We start from the raw sequence: 17,046 nt of genomic DNA, 5'->3' as shown, positions 1-17,046 counted from the left end.
GTCCCCCATGACCACACAGCAGAGCACGGACAGACTCGCCTCGGTGCGCTCCGGAGTACAGCGCTTCGGAGGGTTCCTGTCGAGCATGGTGATGCCCAACATCGGCGCGTTCATCGCCTGGGGCCTGATCACCGCCCTGTTCATCCCCGACGGGTGGTGGCCCAACGAGCAGATGGCCGGGCTCGTCGACCCGATGATCAAGTACCTGCTGCCGCTGCTGATCGCCTACACCGGCGGCGCGCTGGTGCACGACAGGCGCGGCGGCGTGGTCGGCGCGGCCGCGACCATGGGCGTGATCGTCTCCGCGGACATCCCCATGTTCCTGGGCGCGATGTTCATGGGTCCGTTCGCGGCCTACCTCATGAAGCACTTCGACCGGGTCGTCCAGCCGCGCATCAAGGCCGGCTTCGAGATGCTGGTCAACAACTTCAGCGCCGGCATCCTCGCCGCGATCCTGGCCGCCCTGGGCGTCTACGCGGTCGGACCGGTCGTGGAGGGCATCGCCACCGGCCTGGGCAAGGGCGTGCAGTTCCTCATCGACCTGAGCCTGCTGCCGCTGGTCTCGGTCATCGTCGAGCCCGCCAAGGTGCTGTTCCTCAACAACGCCATCAACCACGGCGTCTTCACCCCGCTGGGCACGGCCCGCGCGGTCGCCGACGGCAGGGCCATCGAGTTCCTCATCGAGTCGAACCCCGGACCGGGCCTGGGCATCCTGCTGGCCCTGATGTTCTTCGGCTCCAAGGTCAGCCGCGCCACCGCGCCCGGCGCGGCCGTCATCCACTTCTTCGGCGGGATCCACGAGATCTACTTCCCGTACATCCTCGCCCAGCCGAAGCTGATCCTCGCCGCGATCGGCGGCGGTATGTCCGGCGTCGCGACCTTCATGATCATGGACGCCGGGCTCGTCTCCGCCGCCTCCCCCGGCAGCATCATCGCGATCATGGCGGTCACCCCGCAGGGAGGCCACCTGTCGGTCCTGGCCGGGGTCGTCGCCGCCACCATCGTCTCCTTCGTCATCGCCTCGCTCCTGCTCGGCTTCGGCCGGTCCGAGCGCAAGGCCGAGCGCGAGGAGAAGGCCAAGCAGGAAGCCGCTCAGAACCAGGAGAACAGCTGATGAGCACTATCGAGGGCTCCGACATCAAGAAGGTCGTCGTCGCCTGCGACGCGGGCATGGGCAGCAGCGTCCTGCTCACCTCGCAGCTGAGCAAGACCCTGTCCCCGTACGGCGTGTCCGTCGAGCACTCCCCGGTCGACCGGATCCCCGAGGGCGCCGACGTGGTCCTGTGCCACACCGGGCTCGTCGACCGGGCCCGGACCCGGGTGCCCGGCACCGTCGTCATCAGCTTCCAGATGTTCCTGGGAGACCCGGCGTTCACCCGCCTGGAGCAGGCTGTGAAGAACGGGAGCACCCTTGCCGAATGATCTGGCGCTGACCGAGGACGCCGTCCGGCTGGGCCGCGAGGCCGCCGACCGGGCCGACGCCATCGACCAGTGCGGTGCCCTGCTCGTCGAACTGGGCGCCGTCGAACCCGGCTACGTGCCCGCCATGCACGAGCGGGAGGCCTCCATCCCCACCTTCGTCGGCGAGGGCGTGGCCATCCCGCACGGCACGGACGCCTCGCGGGCCCTGGTCAAGCGCACCGCGCTGGCCGTGGTCCAGTTCCCCGGCGGGGTCGACTGGGGCGGTCCCACCGTCCACGTGGCCATCGGCATCGCCGCCTCCGGGGACGAGCACCTGGGTGTGCTGTCCTCGCTGGCGGGGATCCTCACCGACCCGGAGAAGGCGGCGCGCCTGCGCTCCGCCAGTACCACGTCCGACGTCCTCGAACTGCTCGGCCCCCTACAGGACGGCTGAGCCCAACCGAACCACCCGCCGGTCCCCTGACCCAGGGCCGGCGGGCCCAGCAGAAAGGCCCGAACATGCTCGTCGCCCGCTTCTACGCCCCCGGTGACATCCGACTGGAGCAGGCCCCCGAGCCGACCGCCGGACCCGGACAGCTCAAGATCGCCGTCGTCAACTGCTCCACGTGCGGCACCGACGTGAAGATCTCCCGGCACGGACACCACCACATCCGTCCGCCCCGCGTGATCGGCCACGAGATCGCCGGGCGGATCGTCGAGGTGGGCGAGGGCGTCACCGGCTGGGCCGAGGGCGACCGCGTCCAGGTCATCGCCGCCATCCCCTGCGGCACCTGCGTGGAGTGCTCCGACGGCCGGTTCACCGTGTGCTCGCGCCAGGAGTCCATGGGTTACCACTACGACGGCGGCTTCGCCGAGTACATGATCATCCCCGAGTCGGTCCTGGCCGTGGACGGGGTCAACCGCGTCCCCGACAACATCGACCTGGCCGAGGCCTCCGTCGCCGAGCCGCTGGCGTGCGTGCTCAACGGCCAGGAGATCGCCGGAGTCGGCGAGGGCGACACGGTCGTGGTCATGGGCGCCGGGCCGATCGGCTGCCTGCACGTCCGGCTGGCCCGTGCGCGCGGCGCCGCGAAGGTCTACCTGGTGGACCTCAACCGGGGCCGCCTGGACATGTCCGCCGACATCGTCCAGCCCGACGCGTCGATCTGCGGCGCCGAGACCGACGCCGTGGAGGAGGTGCTCCGCCTGACCGACGGCCGGGGCGCCGACGTCGTCATCACCGCCGCCGCCTCCGGGCGCGCCCAGGAGGACGCGCTGCGCATGGTCTCGCGCAGCGGCCGGATCAGCTTCTTCGGCGGCCTGCCCAAGGACGCGCCGATCATCCAGCTGGACTCCAACGCCGTGCACTACCGGGAGATCTCGATCTTCGGCGCCAACGGCTCCAGCCCCGAGCACAACCGCCGCGCCCTGGAGCTGATCTCCTCCGGCGCCGTGCCGGTGGCGGACCTGATCACCGAGCGGATGTCCCTGTCCGACGTGCACAAGGCCATCGAGACGGTGGCCTCGGGCACCGCGATCAAGGTGACCATCCAGCCGTAGCGCGCGTGCGCGAAGGCGGTACCGTCGCCGCCCCGGTGCGGCGGCGGTACCCGCCCGCCCGGGGGCGGCGGCGTTCCCACGACGTGCGGGCGCGGTCGCGCCCCCGTCCTCCCGGGTTGTCCACAGGGGCTACCGCCGCCCGCCCGCCCGGGGTTTCCTGGATACGGGAGTCCTCCCACGGCCGTTCGCCGGCCGTGGCCCCTCCCTCTGGCCCTTTCCGACGTACGGAGCGACCATGGCGAAGACCGAACCCCTCCCCGCCGCAACCGGTGACACCCGGCTGACGGGTATCCCCGCCAGCCCGGGAGCCGCAGTCGGCCCGGTGGCGCGGATGGCCCCGCCGCCGTCCCTGCCCGACCAGCGGCCCACCGTCGTGGACCCGGGAGAGGAGGCCGCCCGGGCACGGCAGGCCCTGGAACAGGTGGCCGAGCTGCTCGAAAGCCAGGCCGCCGACCTCCAGGGCGACGCGGCGGCCGTGCTGAGCGCCCAGGCGCTCATGGCCCGCGACCCCGAACTCGCGCGCCGCGCCGCGGAGCGCACCGATGCCGGGGACCCCGCGGCCTGGGCCGTCCACGCGGCCTGCGGCGCCTACCAGGAGCTGCTCCAGGCGGCGGGCGGCTACCTCGCCGAACGCGCCGCCGACCTCGCCGACATCCGGGACCGGGCGACCGCCGTGCTCCTGGAGCTGCCGATGCCCGGGCTGCCCGACCCCGGCGTCCCGCACGTGCTGGTCGCCGACGACCTCGCGCCCGCCGACACCGTGCAGCTCGACGTCGAGCGCGTGCTCGCCATCGTCACGCGTTACGGCGGACCCACCAGCCACACGGTCATCCTGGCCCGGTCGCTCGGCATCCCGGCCGTGGTCGGCTGCGCGGGGGCCGCCGAACTGCTCGACGCGACGCCGGTGGCGGTGGACGGCGACGCCGGAACGGTCGAGGTCGAGCCCGACGAGGAGCTCGCCGAGCGGATGCGCGAGCGCACCGAGCGGCGGCGCGCCCTGCTGGCCGAGGCCACCGGTCCGGGCCGGACCGCCGACGACGTTCCGGTCTCGCTGCTGCTCAACGTCGGTGAGGGCGACCCGCAGAAGGCCGGTGCCCACGACAGCGAGGGCGTGGGGCTGCTGCGCACCGAGTTCCTCTTCCTGGAGCGCTCGGACCCGCCCACCGTCGAGGAGCAGACCGCCTCCTACACGGCCCTGTTCGAGGCGTTCGCCGGGCGCACGGTCACGGTGCGGACCCTGGACGCCGGGTCGGACAAGCCCCTGGCCTTCGCGTCCACCGGCCACGAGGACAACCCCGCGCTCGGCGTACGGGGTTTCCGCACCTCGCGGGTGCACCCCCACCTGATCACCGACCAGCTCCAGGCCATCGCCGCCGCCACCCGGGAGACCTCCGCCAAGGTCCGGGTCATGGCGCCGATGGTGTCCACGCCCGACGAGGCGGAGGAGTTCGTCTCCCTCGCCCGCGAGGCCGGGATCGACCAGGTCGGCGTGATGATCGAGGTGCCCGGCGCGGCGCTGCTCGCCGACCGGCTGCTGTCCCGGGTGGACTTCGTGTCGATCGGCACCAACGACCTGGCGCAGTACACCATGGCCACCGACCGGACCCTCGGTGCGCTGCCCGACCTGCTCGACCCCTGGCAGCCCGCGCTGCTCCAGCTGGTGGGCACCGTGGGCGGCGCGGGGGAGCGCTCGGGACGCCCGGTGGGCGTGTGCGGCGAGGCCGCCGCCGACCCGCTGCTGGCCCTGGTGCTGGTGGGACTGGGCGCGACCAGCCTGTCGATGTCCGCGCCCGCGCTGCCCGCCGTGCGCCACGCGCTGGCCCTGCACACCCACAGTGACTGCCGCAGACTGGCCGACCTGGCGGTCGCGGCCTCCAGCGCCGAACAGGCGCGCGAGGCGGTCAGGGCCGCCGCCCACCCGGAGGCGGTCGACCGCTGACGCCCACCCGGGCACGCCGTGCGCCCTCTCCTCCCCGCATCCGGGACAGGGGAGGGCGCACGGCCGTGGGCGAACCGGTCCTCAGCCCTCGGGAGTCGGCGCGGGCGGTCCCGGGCACGTTCGCGTGGTGGTCCGCCCGGTGTTGAAGAAGTCCACGGCCGCCGCGGCGCAGTCCAGGCCCGACAGGGTCCCGTGCCCGTCGTCCTCCACACTCATGACCTCTCCGCCGACGACCCGCCTCATGTCCAGCGCCCAGTCGTGCGGGGTGACCATCTCGTTGACGTGGCCCACCAGTTGCAGAGGGCTGTCCCCGTGGGTCAGGTCGGGAGCCGCGCCCTCCTCGGGCCAGCCGACACAGGAGTGCTCGTAGAAGCCCAGGGTGCCCATGACGGGGTACCGTTCGGCCCGCTCCAACCGGTGCTGCCACACCTGGTCGAAGTCGCGCGGGCTGTCGGAGTCGTTGCAGAGCAGTGACACCTGCGCGAAGGCGTCGAAGACGGGTTCGGAGTCCCAACCGGCGCCGGAGACCGGTCCGCGGGCGACCCCTGTCCCGGGCACGCCTCCGTCGAGGAGCGTGACGAGGGAGCGGGCGTTGGCGGGCCATTCGCGTTCGGGGGTGGCCAGCAGCGCGGTCACGGCGCCGCCGTCGACGACCGTCCCGTCGGGGCCGGTGCGGGGCTCATCGGCCAGTTCCTCCCGCAGCCCGTAGACCTCGTCCCGGATGCGGTCGGACTCCGTGCCGAGCCCGTAGTGGTCGTCGTGCTCGGCCAGCCAGTCGGTGAAGCGGTGGAACGCGGCCTGGGCGGCCATGGCCTGCCCCTCGTCCAACATGGTGACACTGGCCTCGGGCGACATCACCGAGTCCAGGAGCATGGCCTCGACCCGGTCGTCGTGCATCGACCTGTAGGCGGCGCCGAGCAGGGTTCCCCAGGACACTCCGTAGAAACCGATCGTCTCCGCTCCCAGCGCCTCGCGGATCAGATCCATGTCCCGGGCCACGTTCTCCGCGGTCAGCGAGTCCACGAACTCGGGATCCCGGGCGTGGCATTCGCGATTGATCCGGCTCTGCTCCTCGGCGACGTGCCGTGCGCTCTCCTCGTCGCTCAGGCCGGGGTCGGGGGCGGTCCCCTCCAGACCGCACTCCACGGCGTCGCTGTAACCCACGCCGCGCGGATCGAAGCCCACGAGGTCGTGGTCCAGCGCCAGGTCCGCGGCCTCGCTGTCGAGGATGCGCCCGGGCATGGTCACGCCCGGATGCCCCGGGCCGCCGGGGTTAAACAGGATGGGATAGGTGTTCTCCCCGGTGGCGGGCACACGGGTCACCGCTATGCCGATCGTGCGCCCGTCGGGGTCCTCGTGGTCCAAGGGCACCGGGACGGTGGCGCACAGGGTGCGGTCGTCGTTCCCGTCCCACCCCCGGGCGACGTCGGAGCACAGCCGCCACTCCGGTTCCGGGCCCGGGGTTGCCGAGGCGGGGGCGGCAACGCCGGTGAGCAACAGTCCGGAGGCCGCGGCCAGCGCGGCGCTTCGGGCGAGGAGCACGGGTGTTCTCCATTCACAAGGCTCTGTACGGGGTCCACCGTCCGTGGTCGGACGGTGGGAGCCCTCCGCACGCTACCGGCGACCGCTCCGCGCGCGCCTCCCCCGAACGGAGGATTCGCAGGACCTCCCATGGTGGGGACGGACCGGGCCCGACGGGCTTTGGCCGATCCCCCCGCACCGGCTTTCGTCAGGGGGTCACCCGGTCCGAGGTCGGCGTGTGTCCGGTACGCAGGGGCGGCACGGGGCGTCGGGGCCCTCAGGCCCCCTGTGTGCCGATCCGGACGAACTCGTCCTGGCTGATGAGCAGGTCGTGGTCGGTGTCGACGTCGAGGGCGAAGGCGTGCAGCGCGCTCATGCGGTCGAGTCCCAGGTCCCGCTCGGCGTACACCAGCCACTCGTGGATGTTGATGGAGCCGTCCTGGTCCGTGTCGAGCCGGGTGAACAGGTCGCGTGCTTCCTGCTCGGTCGTGGTGCTGGGCAGAAACTTCTCGGGCATGGTGGTGTGCTCTTCTTCGTTCGTGGGATCGGCCGGGGTGTGGCCGTCTGCGGTACGTGTGCCCATCGTCCCACCGGAAGGGGCCGCTCCGCCGCCGGAGTTCCCGGATGCCGTCTCCGCGGTGGCGCGCACCTGGTTCTTCCGGCCGCCGGGCCGCCCGCGCCTGGCTGGTCCGCGCCCCGGCGGATGAGGAAGCCGACTGCCTCCGAGCCGCCTCGGGCGCGGGCGTCAGGAGGACTGGCGCTGCGCGCGCCACTCCGGAGCGAGCACCGACCAGACCTCCATGTCGTGGCGCTCGCCCCGGTAGACGTAGCTCTCCCGCAGCACGCCGTCCCGCGTCATCCCGAGCCGCCGGGCCACGGCGGTGCTGGCCTCGTTCGCTGACGAGGCGTGCCATTCCACCCGGTGGACGCCCCGCTCCTCGACGGCCCAGTCGATGATCCGCCGCGCGGCCCTGGTCACCAGCCCTCGCCCCACGGCTGACGGTTCCAGCCAGCAGCCCGCCTCGGCGGTGCCGTGCTTGAGGTCCATCGTGCGGAAGAGGACGCCGCCGAGCAGCTTGTCGCCCGACCAGATTCCGTAGATCCCTCCGGTGTCGGTGGCGGCCTTCTCCGCGTACGAGCGCAGGTAGGACCGGCTCGACTCCAGGTCCACGATGACGTCCGGGAGCGCGATGTAGCGTCCGATGAACTCGCGCCCCCGGTCGATGTTGGCCAGGAACTCCTCGGCGTGCCGGGGTTCGAGCGGGCGCAGTTCAGCGCCGTCCACATCCAGGGGCAACGCGAACATCGCCGACCTCCATAACCGATCAGTACACATGGTGGACGGGATCATCCCATGGCGGTGTCGTCGAACTCCGCCTCGGGTCGCGGTCGGCGACCCGGTGCGTCCTGTACGTCTGGAGCTCCCCGTGCGAACCAAGGGAGGTCCCGCGAGGTCGGGCAGCCGCTCAGCCGCGCGGGCCCTCCCAACGGCCGCCGACCACCTCGGGCACCAGGTCGAACCGGTCGAGGAACGCCTGGACCAGCTTCTCCACGTCGCTGGAGCCGGACGCGCACCACGCCTGGTGGCCGCTGTTGAGCACGGACAGGAACACCGAGGCCAGGACCCCCGGGCGGGGGTCGGTGACCGGGTCCGCGCCGGTGCGCTCGCCCAGCGCCCGGGCCAGCCGCTCCTGCCTGCGGTGGCAGTAGCGCATGTTGACCTCGATCAGCTCGGGGCTCTCGGACACCAGTCCCATGGCGCTGCCCCGGAGGTGGAGCATCTCGCGTTCGAGGTAGGCCCAGTGGTCGAGCATCGCGTTGCGCAGCGCGGTGAACGGCGGCTCCTCGGCGGGGCGGGCCAGCAGGGCCGCGAACAGCTGCTCGTCGAGGTCCTCGACCGCCTCCAGGACCACGTCCTCCTTGGAGCCGAAGTAGCGGAAGAACGTGCGCTGGGAGACCCCGACGCAGGAGGCGATCTCCTCTGTCGTCGTCCGCTGGTAACCGTTCTCGTGGAACAGGCGCAGCGCCGACTCCATGAGGGACTCGCGCATCCGGGCCTTCTTGCGCTCGCGCAGCCCGAGCTGCTCCTCCGGTTCGGCGCTCGTCGTGCTCATGGACGTGCCTCCCGCGTGTTGGCTCTGCCCGCTGATTCCGGCCCTGTCGACCGAGGATACCGTGTGAAACAGATTACGTCAGCGGCTGACAAAACGCACTTGCTGCAAAGAGTCAGTGGCAGACATAATCATGCGGACGACGACATCGGTACCGGCACGCAGGGGGAACCATGACCGCACAGACCGTCCCGAAGGCTGCTCCGGAGACGGAGACGGAGCGGAAGCAGCGCTGGACGGAGAGCCCCTGGGCGACCCTGGTCGCCATCGCCTTCGGCGTGATGATGGTGGCGCTGGACGGCACCATCGTGGCCGTCGCCAACCCCGCGATCGGCACGAGCCTGGGCGCCTCGCTGGCCGAACTCCAGTGGGTGACCCACGGCTACCTGCTCGGCCTGGCGGTCTTCCTGATCACGGCGGGCAAGATCGGCGACCGCTTCGGCTACCGCAACACCTACCTCGTGGGCGCGGTCGGCTTCGTACTCAGCTCGGTGGCGATCGCGCTGTCGGCCGGTGTCATCATGCTCGTCGCCTTCCGGGTGCTGCAAGGGGTTTTCGGCGCGCTGCTCCTGCCCTCGGCGATGGGTCTGCTGCGCGCCAGCTTCCCGCCCAGCAAGCTCGGCCGGGCCTTCGGCGTCTTCGGCAGCCTCATCGGCGCCGCCACGGCGGGCGGCCCCATCCTGGGCGGCGTACTGGTCGGCTCCTTCGGCTGGGAGTCCGTCTTCTACATCAACGTCCCGGTGGGCGCGGTCGCCCTCGGACTCGGTCTGTGGCTGCTGGCCGCCAACAAGCCGACCGACGCCGGAAGCCGGATGGACGTGCCCGGCATCGTGCTGCTGAGCATCGCCATCTTCGCCCTGGTGTGGGCCCTGGTGGAGGCGCCCAGCGTGGGCTGGGGCCACCCCGTCACACTGGGCTCGCTCGCCGTCACGGCGGTCTTCGCCGTGGCCTTCCTGGTGTGGGAGCGGCGCCCGGAACAGCCCCTGCTCCCGCTCGCCCTGTTCGCCAACCCCTCGGTCTCCATCGGCGCTGTCCTGACGGTCGCGATGGCGCTGAGCCTGATGGGGTCGCTGTTCTTCATCACCTTCTACCTCCAGGGCGTGCGGGGCATGAGCCCCGCCCAGACCGGACTCCAGCTCATCTCCATGACCGCGCTGATGGCGGTCACCTCGCCGATCGCGGGCCGGGTCCTGGACCGGGTCGGCGCCCGGCCGCCCACGACGGTGGGCCTGCTGCTGGCGTCGGCGGGCATGTTCATGCTGTCGCTGCTGCGGACCGACACGGGAGTGCTCTACATCTCGGCCGCGTTCGTCCTGCTCGGCATGGGCCTGAGCCTGATCATGACCGGTGCCACGGCGGCCATCATCGGCAACGCGCCCGTGCGCTACGCCGGTGTGGCCTCGGCGGTGCAGCAGGCCGCCATGCAGCTGGGCGGCTCGCTCGGCACGGCGGTCCTGGGCGCGGTCATGTCCGCGACCATCGTCGCCACCCTGCCCGGCCACTTCGCCGCCGCGGGGCTGGCCGAACCCGCCGCCGAGGAGTTGGCGGACATGCAGAGCGCCGTGGCCCAGGGCGGCGCGGTGCTGCCCGAGGGCGCGACCCCGGAGGTCGTGGCGGCCGTGACCGGGGCCAGCAACCTGGCGTTCATGGAAGGGCTGCAACTCGCCTTCACCATCGCGGCGGCGGTGATGCTGGTCGCCGCGGTGCTGTCGCTGTTCATGCGCTCGGGCAGGATGACCGACGGCCCGGCCGTCCACATCTAGCCGGGAGCGGGGTCCGGTCCTGCGCGCGGAAGCCCCTTACCGGGCCGGACCTGCGCAGACCCTGGATCGGGTCCGCGCAGACGCCGAACCCGGTCCTGGGCCCGCCGGGGCGCCTCCTCGGGCCCCGGGCGCGTCGATGCCGCACGGGTTCGCGGGCACGCCGGCGGCTCTGTGGGCTCCGGGCACGCCCGTGCCGCTGGAGGCCGCGGCCCCCTGTAACCAGGAAACCGCGGAAGACGAGGCGGCACCACCCCCTGTGGACAAGGGTGGGGCCGCCTCCGACGTGCGCGTTCCCGGGCGGCAGACTTCGCGGAGCGGCGGTCTGCGCCGCCCTGCCATTCGTACGACCCGACAGGGGGCTTCTCTTGAGCGAGCGCACCGGCCAGCACCGGGCCTATCTGGACGAACTGTTCGGACTCACCGGCCGCCGTGCCCTCGTGACGGGAGGGAACTCGGGCATCGGCCGCGGCGTCGCCGAGGCCCTCGGACGCGCCGGGGCGAGCGTGCACCTGGTGGCCCGCGACGCCGGACGCCTGGCCCAGACGGCGGAGGAGTTCGCCGTCCAGGGCATCGAGGTCGGCACCACCCCGGTCGACCTGGCCGACCGCGACGCGCTCGGGGAGCTCTGCGCGAGTGAACCGGTGACGGGGGCGGACATCCTGGTGACCTCGGCCGCGGTCAACCACCGGCCCCCGCTGGGGGAGACGTCGGAGGAGGTCTGGGAGGAGACGCTGGCGGTCAACCTCACCGCGCCGTACCTGCTGGGCCAGGCGTGCGGGCCGCGGATGGCCGAGCGGGGCTGGGGCCGGATCCTCAACATCGGCTCCCAGCAGACGTGGAGCGCGTTCGGCAACTCGGGGGTGTACGGCGTCAGCAAGGCCGCCGTCGGCGGGCTCTCACGCTCCCAGGCCGAGGCGTGGTCGCCCCACGGCGTCACCGCCAACACCATCATTCCCGGTTTCGTGGTCACGCCGATGACGATGCACACGGTCGCGGTGCCCGGCCGCGAGGAGGAACTCGCGGCCCGCACCATGGTCGGCCGCAACGGCCTCCCCCGCGACTTCGCCGGTCTGGCGGTCTTCCTCGCCTCGGACGCCTCCGCCTTCGTCACCGGGCAGACGCTGGCCGCCGACGGCGGGCTCAGCGTGCACTGACCCGTGGCGCGGGAGTATCCGGGAACCCGCCGAGGAAGAGGCGGCCCCACCCCTGGGGACAAGGGCGGGGCCGCCTCCGCTGTGCACGGCGACGCCGACCGCGACCGACCGACCTGACTGTCCGAAACCCCTCCGGGCCCGGACCGGTGGCTCAGGTCGTGTAGTCGGCGTTGATCCGGATGTACCCCTCGGTCAGGTCGCACCCGTAGACCGTGAAGGCGCCGTCGGCGATGCCCAGGCCGACGCCGATCACCACCTCGTCGCCCTTCATGTGCTGGGCGGCGCGCTCCAGCACCTCGTCCGTGGCCTCCGCCGGGTAGGTCTCCACGTCACCGAAGGAGATCCGCACGTTGTCGGGGAGGATGTCGGTCTCCTCCTCGCACTTGCCGACCGCCATCGTCACCCGGCCCCAGTTGGGGTCCGCGCCGTGCACGGCGGTCTTCACCAGCGGGGAGTTCACCACGGCCTTGGCCACCCGCTTGGCCTGGGCGTCGTCGCGCGCGCCGGTCACGCGCACCTCGATCAGCTTGCTGGCGCCCTCGCCGTCGGAGGCGATCATCCGCACCAGCTTCAGGGCCACCTCATGCAGCGCCGCCTCGAACTCCGCCACGTCCACCGGCCCGGCCAGCCCGTTGGCGAACACCGCCGCCGAGTCGCTGGTGGAGGTGTCGGTGTCGATGCTCAGCGCGTTGAACGTGCGGTCCACCACCCGACGGAACACCTCGTCCAGCACCGGCTGCTCCAGCTCGGCGTCGGTGAAGAACCAGGCCAGCATGGTCGCCATGTTCGGCTCGATCATGCCGACTCCCTTGGCGATGCCCGTCAGCGTCGCCCCGCCCACCGTCGCCGAGGCGGTCTTGGGCCGGGTGTCGGTGGTCATCATCGCCGCGGCCGAGCGGTCCAGGTCCGCCGGGGGGAACTCCTCGGGCAGCGCGTCCAGGTAGGCGCGCACCTTCTCGATCGGGTACGGGCGGCCGATCACGCCGGTGGAGGCGACCAGCACCTCCTCGGGCGGCACCCCCGCGGCCCGCGCCACGCGCTCCTGGAGTTCGTGGGCGTGGCTGTCGCCGACCCTGCCCGTGGCCACGTTGGCGTTGCGGGCGATCACCGCGACCCCCCGCGCGCTGCCGTCGGCCGCCGAACGGCGGCTGAGCAGCACGCTGGGTCCGGCGAACCGCGACCGGGTGAACACGGCGGACACGCGGGCGGGGACCTCCGACACCACCGCGAAGAAGTCGTCGTTGGGGTCCTTGATCCCGATGTTTCCGGCCACGCCGCGGAAACCTGCGGGCACGGGGGTCTGGCTGCTCATCGTCCTCCTCGGGGCTTCTCCGGCGCCAGACTACTCCGCCGTGCGCCGCGACCCTCATTACGGCTGCGACCTGCGGGGGTTTCGTCCTGTGCACCTCCGGGACCCGTGTGACAACAACCTGATAACGGGGTATCGCCGGAAGACGAGACCACCCGGGGGGAGGCGTGTTGTGCGTGATGGTGACTGGCTCACGGAGACAGGGGCGCGGATTCGGGGCGTTCTGAAGGTGATGGTGGACGCCGGGTGGCTGCCCGGCGGGGCCGCCGTGATCGGCACCGGCGGCATGTGGGAGTTCGTCGCCGTCGGCCGCATCGACGGCGAGCACGACACCGCCCCGGACGTGGCCTACGACGTCGCTAGCCTGACGAAGGTCATGGCGACCTGGCCGCTGGTCGGCCAGGCGGTCGCCGAGGGGATCATGGACCTGGACGCCCCGATGTCGGAGTACCTGGACGTGGACCACCTGCCCGGTGCGGAGGTCACCACACGGCAGATCCTCACCCACACCGGCCGCCTCAACCCGGTGACCTGGCTGGAGAGATACGTGGGCACCGACCAGGACCTCGCGGAGGCCATCCTCGCCGACCCGTTGGAGGAGCCCGGTTACGCCTACGTCGACCGCGGGTTCATCCTGCTCGGCATGCTCCTGGAACGCCTCTACGGCACGGGCCTGGACCGGCTGTCCCGCGATCTGTGGGAGCGGATGGGCATGCGCTCCACCGCATTCGGACCCCTGCCGCGTTCGCCCGGTGTTGCGCCCACCGAGCGCCGCATCCCCGGAGCCGCTCCCACCTGGGGGGTGGTGCACGACGAGGCGGCCGCGCTGATGGGCGGCGTGGCGGGGCACGCCGGGGTGTTCAGCACCGCCATCGACCTCGGCGCGTTCACCCGGGAGATCCTGCGGATGCACGACGGGGGTCAGGGACCGGTGCCGTCCTCCTACGTGCGCGCGAGCTGGCAGCCGCACGTGGACGCGGGGGCGAGGCTGTGGCGCGGCCTGGGCTGGCTGGTCACCCCGGAGGGGGTGGTCTACCACAACGGTTTCACCGGGACGAGCCTGTTCATGCACCCGCAGAGCGGCCGGTACGTGGGCGTGCTCACCAACGCCGTGCACTACGGGCGCGACCGGACCGGGCTGGTGGACCTGCGGTCGGCCGCGCGGTCGGCGCTCACGCCGCAGGCGCACGAGTCCTCGTCCTGAGACGGGCGGCGACGGCGCACGCGGGCGCTGGGAGCGCACCCACGCGGCGGACCGGGGCCGGGGCAGGGGGCGGCTGCGTCGGCAGGGAGACCCCACACGCCGCACCGCCCACGTTTTCGGTCAACGCGTGCGCGCGTCACGTCCCGGCGGGGTCCTGCCCGAAGGCGTCACGTCCCGGGGACGTCACGCCCCCGAGGCGTCGCGGATCGCCCCGGCGAGCGAGCCCAGGAGGTCGGCCAGCCCCGCGGGGCCCGGGACGACCAGGTCGGCGGCCTCGGCCACGGCGGTGACCTCGTCCGAGGACGAGCACACGTTCAGGCCCTGGACGCCCTGGGACCGCAGGCCCACCACGGCGTCGAACGCGGGCAGGTCGCCGAGGTCGTCACCGGCGTAGAGCACCGCGCGCGGGCCCGTCTCGGCGACGAGCGCGGTGAGCGCCGCGCCCTTGTCCACACCCTGTGGACGGAGCTCGACCACCATCCGGCCCGGTTCCACCTGGAGGTCCGACCGCCGCGCCAGTTCGCTCAAGGGGGGCGTGAGCAGGGCGAGCGCGCCGTCCGGGTCGGCGGTGCGCCGGGTGTGCACCGCCAGCGAGCGCCCCTTGTCCTCGATCCAGGTGCCCTCCGGGGCGCCCAGGTCGTCGAGCAGGCCGGGCAGCTCCTCGCGCACCACCGCCACGCCGGGCGGTGCGGGCGCCGCGGCCACACGCCCGTCCTCCCAGCGTTCGGCGCCGTAGTGGCCCAGCACGGTGATGCCGGGCACCCGGTCCAGGCCGCCCAGCCGCACCGCCGTCTCGGCGGGGCGGCCGGTGACCACGGCGACCGAGCCCAGGAGCCCGGCCAGGTCGGCGAGCACGTCCACGATCCCCGGGTAGGGGGCGGACGTACGCGGGTCGGCGACGATGGGCGCGAGCGTGCCGTCGAAGTCGAAGGCGGCCAGCGCCCGCTCGGGTGCGGCGAGGAAGGCGTCGAGCGCGGTGCGTCCGGCGTCCGTGCTGGGTTGGGGCAGGGACATGGAGGGCCTTTCCGGTGGGGCCGCTGATGCGGGCCGGGCGGGACCGCCAGACTACCGACGCGTCCCCGCGCCGACGTGACTCCACCGCGTGTGTGACGGTTGTTTCAGCGGATGTCCGTGCTGTGTCGGGCGCGCGGTCGGCCTCGTGGGACGGCGCTGCCGCTCTCCGCCGTGGGGGTGGCCCGGGCGGAGGGCGCCGACGGGACCGCGGGTGTCGTCACCGGGGCGCGGGGTGGGTAGGAACGACCCAAAGAAGAGGGATAGCGGGAAACGTCAGAGCTGGATGCCCAGCTGGCGTGCGTTGCGTTGACGGCGGCGGTCGGCGCGCAGCCGACGCAGCCGCTTGACGGTCATCGGGTCGAAGGCGAGGGCCTCCGGCCGTTCCACCAGCCCGTTCAGCAGCTGGTAGTAGCGGGTCGCGGAGAACCCGAACTCGTCGCGGATCGCCTGTTCCTTGGAGCCCTCGAACTTCCACCACTGGCGTTCGAAGGCGAGGATGCGCTGCTCGCGCTCGGCGAGGGCCGACTGACCGTCTTCGGTCGGACCGATATTCGGCATGGGACACCCCCTGGACGGGAAATTGGTTTGTCCGGATCGGCCCGACTCATGCTAGCGACTCGACATGCCGGATGAGGAGCCGAAACCGCAGGACTGGCACCAGGGATACAGTTACGTTCTCTACCCCTCAGGCCACTTGTACACGCCTGAATCCTGTGCACGTGACAGAATTGCCGGGGTCCGGCCAGGGCCGCGTGGAACGTCGACCGCATCGTTCGAGGGAGCCTGACGTGCTCGGGGGCAACAGCCGCAACAGGATACACACACGCCGCGCCCGTGGCGGGGCCAGCGCGGTCTTCGCGGCCGCCACCGCCGCCGTCCTCGGTCTGACCTCGGCCCCGGCCGCGGCGGACCTGATCCCCGACTACCGGCCCGAGCAGTGGGGACTCCAGGCCGTGGGGGCGCCGCAGCTGTGGGAGGAGAACCAGGGTCAGGGCGCCACGGTCGCGCTTCCGGGCGTCTCCGTCGACGAGGGGCACCCGGACCTGGTCGACAACGTCCAGCTGGACACGCGGTTCGGTGAGAACGACGGCGACATCGAGCAGGGCAACGCCGCGGCCGGACTGGTCGCGGCCCACGGGTACGGCAGGGACGCCGACGGCGGCGTCCTGGGCGTGGCGCCCGAGGCCACCGTGCTCGTGCTGCCCACGGGGGACCAGCTCGCCGAGGCCGTGCGGTTCGCCTCCCAGGAGGGCGCCCAGGTCATCCTGCTGCCCGAGCCCGCCGGGCCCGGCCTCGCCGAGGCCACCCAGGAGGCCTCCTCCAACGGCGCGCTGGTCGTCGGCCCGGCGGGGGAGGACGAGGACCCCAACGTGCTCACCGTCGCGGGGACCGACCAGGACGGAGCCCTCATCCAGGGCGCGCCCGGGGCCGGGATGATCGCGCTGACCGCCCCCGGGGCCGACCTGGTCACGGCGGGACCGGAACCGGGCCAGGCCGAGGTGACCGGGGCTCCCTACGCCGCCGCGATGGTCGCCGGGGCCGCCGCCCTGATGCGCGCGGAGCACCCGCAGCTGCGGCCCGACCAGATCCGCGACGCCCTGGTGGACGGCTCCCAGCCCGGCCCCGACGGCCTGCCCGCGCTGCACCTGCCCAGCGCGGAGCAGCAGGCGTCCGGCGTCGCCCAGGACATCCCGCTCATCGACGAGGACCTGGCCGGGCGGGACGACCAGTCGGGGCTGGTGCCCGCGTGGGCGTGGTTCGTCACCGTCGGCGCCGTGGTGGTCCTGGGAGTGCTCATCCTGGTCGTGTGGGTGCGCCGCTCCACCGCCGACCCCTACGGCGTGAAGGCCGAGCGCCGCGAGCAGGACGAGGAGATCGCCGCCGAGCGCGCCGCCGAGGCCGCGCCCGCCAACCGCCGCCGCAAGGGCGGACGCCGCCGCAAGACGCGCGGTAACTGAGCCGCGACTGAGCGACCGGAGCCGTCCGTGCCCGCCCCTCGGGGGAGGGCGCGGACGGCTCCTGTTCGGGGCCCTCGGCTCCCACGCGCGCCGCCGCGGTGACCTGCCTCGG

16 protein-coding genes are annotated in these 17,046 nt (G+C 72.7%); 9 read left to right on the top strand and 7 right to left on the bottom strand.

What is annotated here, in order from left to right; translation table 11 throughout:
• The first annotated feature begins 7 nt into the window (after nucleotides 1-7).
• The 5 genes from mtlA (at nucleotide 8) to ptsP (ending at nucleotide 4,900) form a co-directional block, all read left to right on the top strand.
• The gene (gene mtlA / locus UIS43_RS14795; RefSeq protein ID WP_013155223.1) at nucleotides 8-1,114 is read left to right on the top strand and encodes a PTS mannitol transporter subunit IICB; all 1,107 of its coding nucleotides are present in this window, start codon (nucleotides 8-10) and stop codon (nucleotides 1,112-1,114) included.
• Entirely contained in the window at nucleotides 1,114-1,422 is a 309-nt protein-coding gene (locus UIS43_RS14790) for a PTS lactose transporter subunit IIB (RefSeq protein ID WP_013155222.1), read from the top strand. Before mtlA ends, UIS43_RS14790 begins: the two co-directional genes overlap by 1 nt.
• Nucleotides 1,412-1,855: a PTS sugar transporter subunit IIA gene (locus UIS43_RS14785; RefSeq protein WP_013155221.1), complete on the top strand. Its 444-nt coding sequence runs from the start codon at nucleotides 1,412-1,414 to the stop codon at nucleotides 1,853-1,855. The genes UIS43_RS14790 and UIS43_RS14785 overlap by 11 nt, the downstream gene beginning before the upstream one ends.
• Before the next feature lie 65 nt (nucleotides 1,856-1,920).
• A complete protein-coding gene (locus tag UIS43_RS14780) occupies nucleotides 1,921-2,961 on the top strand; it encodes a zinc-dependent dehydrogenase (protein ID WP_013155220.1) in 1,041 nt (346 codons plus the stop codon).
• 235 nt (nucleotides 2,962-3,196) lie between these two features.
• Entirely contained in the window at nucleotides 3,197-4,900 is a 1,704-nt protein-coding gene (ptsP, locus tag UIS43_RS14775) for a phosphoenolpyruvate--protein phosphotransferase (RefSeq protein ID WP_013155219.1), read from the top strand.
• Between the two features lie 81 nt (nucleotides 4,901-4,981).
• Here ptsP and UIS43_RS14770 read toward each other — a convergent pair whose 3' ends face one another.
• The 4 genes from UIS43_RS14770 to UIS43_RS14755 all read right to left on the bottom strand — a co-directional run bounded on the left by UIS43_RS14770 (nucleotide 4,982) and on the right by UIS43_RS14755 (nucleotide 8,535).
• Nucleotides 4,982-6,442 carry an alpha/beta fold hydrolase gene (locus UIS43_RS14770; RefSeq protein ID WP_013155218.1) on the bottom strand — a complete coding sequence of 487 codons (1,461 nt, stop codon included), beginning with the start codon at nucleotides 6,440-6,442 and terminating at the stop codon, nucleotides 4,982-4,984.
• A 256-nt stretch (nucleotides 6,443-6,698) separates the two neighbouring features.
• A complete protein-coding gene (locus UIS43_RS14765) occupies nucleotides 6,699-6,938 on the bottom strand; it encodes an EF-hand domain-containing protein (protein WP_013155217.1) in 240 nt (79 codons plus the stop codon).
• 228 nt (nucleotides 6,939-7,166) lie between these two features.
• Nucleotides 7,167-7,727 (bottom strand): GNAT family N-acetyltransferase, encoded by a 561-nt coding sequence (locus UIS43_RS14760; protein ID WP_013155216.1) that lies wholly within the window; start codon nucleotides 7,725-7,727, stop codon nucleotides 7,167-7,169.
• A 160-nt stretch (nucleotides 7,728-7,887) separates the two neighbouring features.
• Nucleotides 7,888-8,535, bottom strand: a complete 648-nt coding sequence (locus tag UIS43_RS14755; protein WP_013155215.1) for a TetR/AcrR family transcriptional regulator — start codon at nucleotides 8,533-8,535, stop codon at nucleotides 7,888-7,890.
• A gap of 170 nt (nucleotides 8,536-8,705) precedes the next feature.
• Here UIS43_RS14755 and UIS43_RS14750 point away from each other — a divergent pair, with 170 nt between their 5' ends.
• Nucleotides 8,706-10,295: a DHA2 family efflux MFS transporter permease subunit gene (locus tag UIS43_RS14750; protein ID WP_013155214.1), complete on the top strand. Its 1,590-nt coding sequence runs from the start codon at nucleotides 8,706-8,708 to the stop codon at nucleotides 10,293-10,295.
• 365 nt (nucleotides 10,296-10,660) lie between these two features.
• Nucleotides 10,661-11,449, top strand: coding sequence for an SDR family NAD(P)-dependent oxidoreductase (locus UIS43_RS14745; protein ID WP_370010357.1), 789 nt, complete (start codon nucleotides 10,661-10,663; stop codon nucleotides 11,447-11,449).
• 151 nt (nucleotides 11,450-11,600) lie between these two features.
• Here the strand turns inward: UIS43_RS14745 and argJ are convergent, their stop codons facing one another.
• On the bottom strand, nucleotides 11,601-12,761 hold the full coding sequence (gene argJ, locus UIS43_RS14740; protein ID WP_013155212.1) for a bifunctional glutamate N-acetyltransferase/amino-acid acetyltransferase ArgJ: 1,161 nt from the start codon (nucleotides 12,759-12,761) through the stop codon (nucleotides 11,601-11,603).
• Nucleotides 12,762-12,930: 169 nt separating this feature from the next.
• Here argJ and UIS43_RS14735 point away from each other — a divergent pair, with 169 nt between their 5' ends.
• Nucleotides 12,931-13,962, top strand: a complete 1,032-nt coding sequence (locus tag UIS43_RS14735; protein WP_013155211.1) for a serine hydrolase — start codon at nucleotides 12,931-12,933, stop codon at nucleotides 13,960-13,962.
• 183 nt (nucleotides 13,963-14,145) lie between these two features.
• On the opposite strand, the gene otsB is transcribed toward UIS43_RS14735, so the two are convergent.
• Nucleotides 14,146-14,976, bottom strand: coding sequence for a trehalose-phosphatase (gene otsB, locus UIS43_RS14730; protein ID WP_013155210.1), 831 nt, complete (start codon nucleotides 14,974-14,976; stop codon nucleotides 14,146-14,148).
• A gap of 273 nt (nucleotides 14,977-15,249) precedes the next feature.
• On the bottom strand, nucleotides 15,250-15,534 hold the full coding sequence (locus UIS43_RS14725; protein ID WP_013155209.1) for a DUF3263 domain-containing protein: 285 nt from the start codon (nucleotides 15,532-15,534) through the stop codon (nucleotides 15,250-15,252).
• Between the two features lie 230 nt (nucleotides 15,535-15,764).
• On the opposite strand from UIS43_RS14725, the gene UIS43_RS14720 reads away from it, so the two are divergent.
• On the top strand, nucleotides 15,765-16,934 hold the full coding sequence (locus UIS43_RS14720) for a S8 family serine peptidase (protein ID WP_013155208.1): 1,170 nt from the start codon (nucleotides 15,765-15,767) through the stop codon (nucleotides 16,932-16,934).
• The last annotated feature ends 112 nt before the right edge of the window (nucleotides 16,935-17,046 follow it).

Origin of the sequence: Nocardiopsis sp. LDBS0036, from assembly GCF_041228755.1 — a bacterium.
Taxonomy (GTDB): domain Bacteria; phylum Actinomycetota; class Actinomycetes; order Streptosporangiales; family Streptosporangiaceae; genus Nocardiopsis; species Nocardiopsis dassonvillei.
The sequence above is the reverse complement of the archived record's forward strand: the minus strand, read 5'-3'. Positions and strand labels throughout refer to the sequence as shown.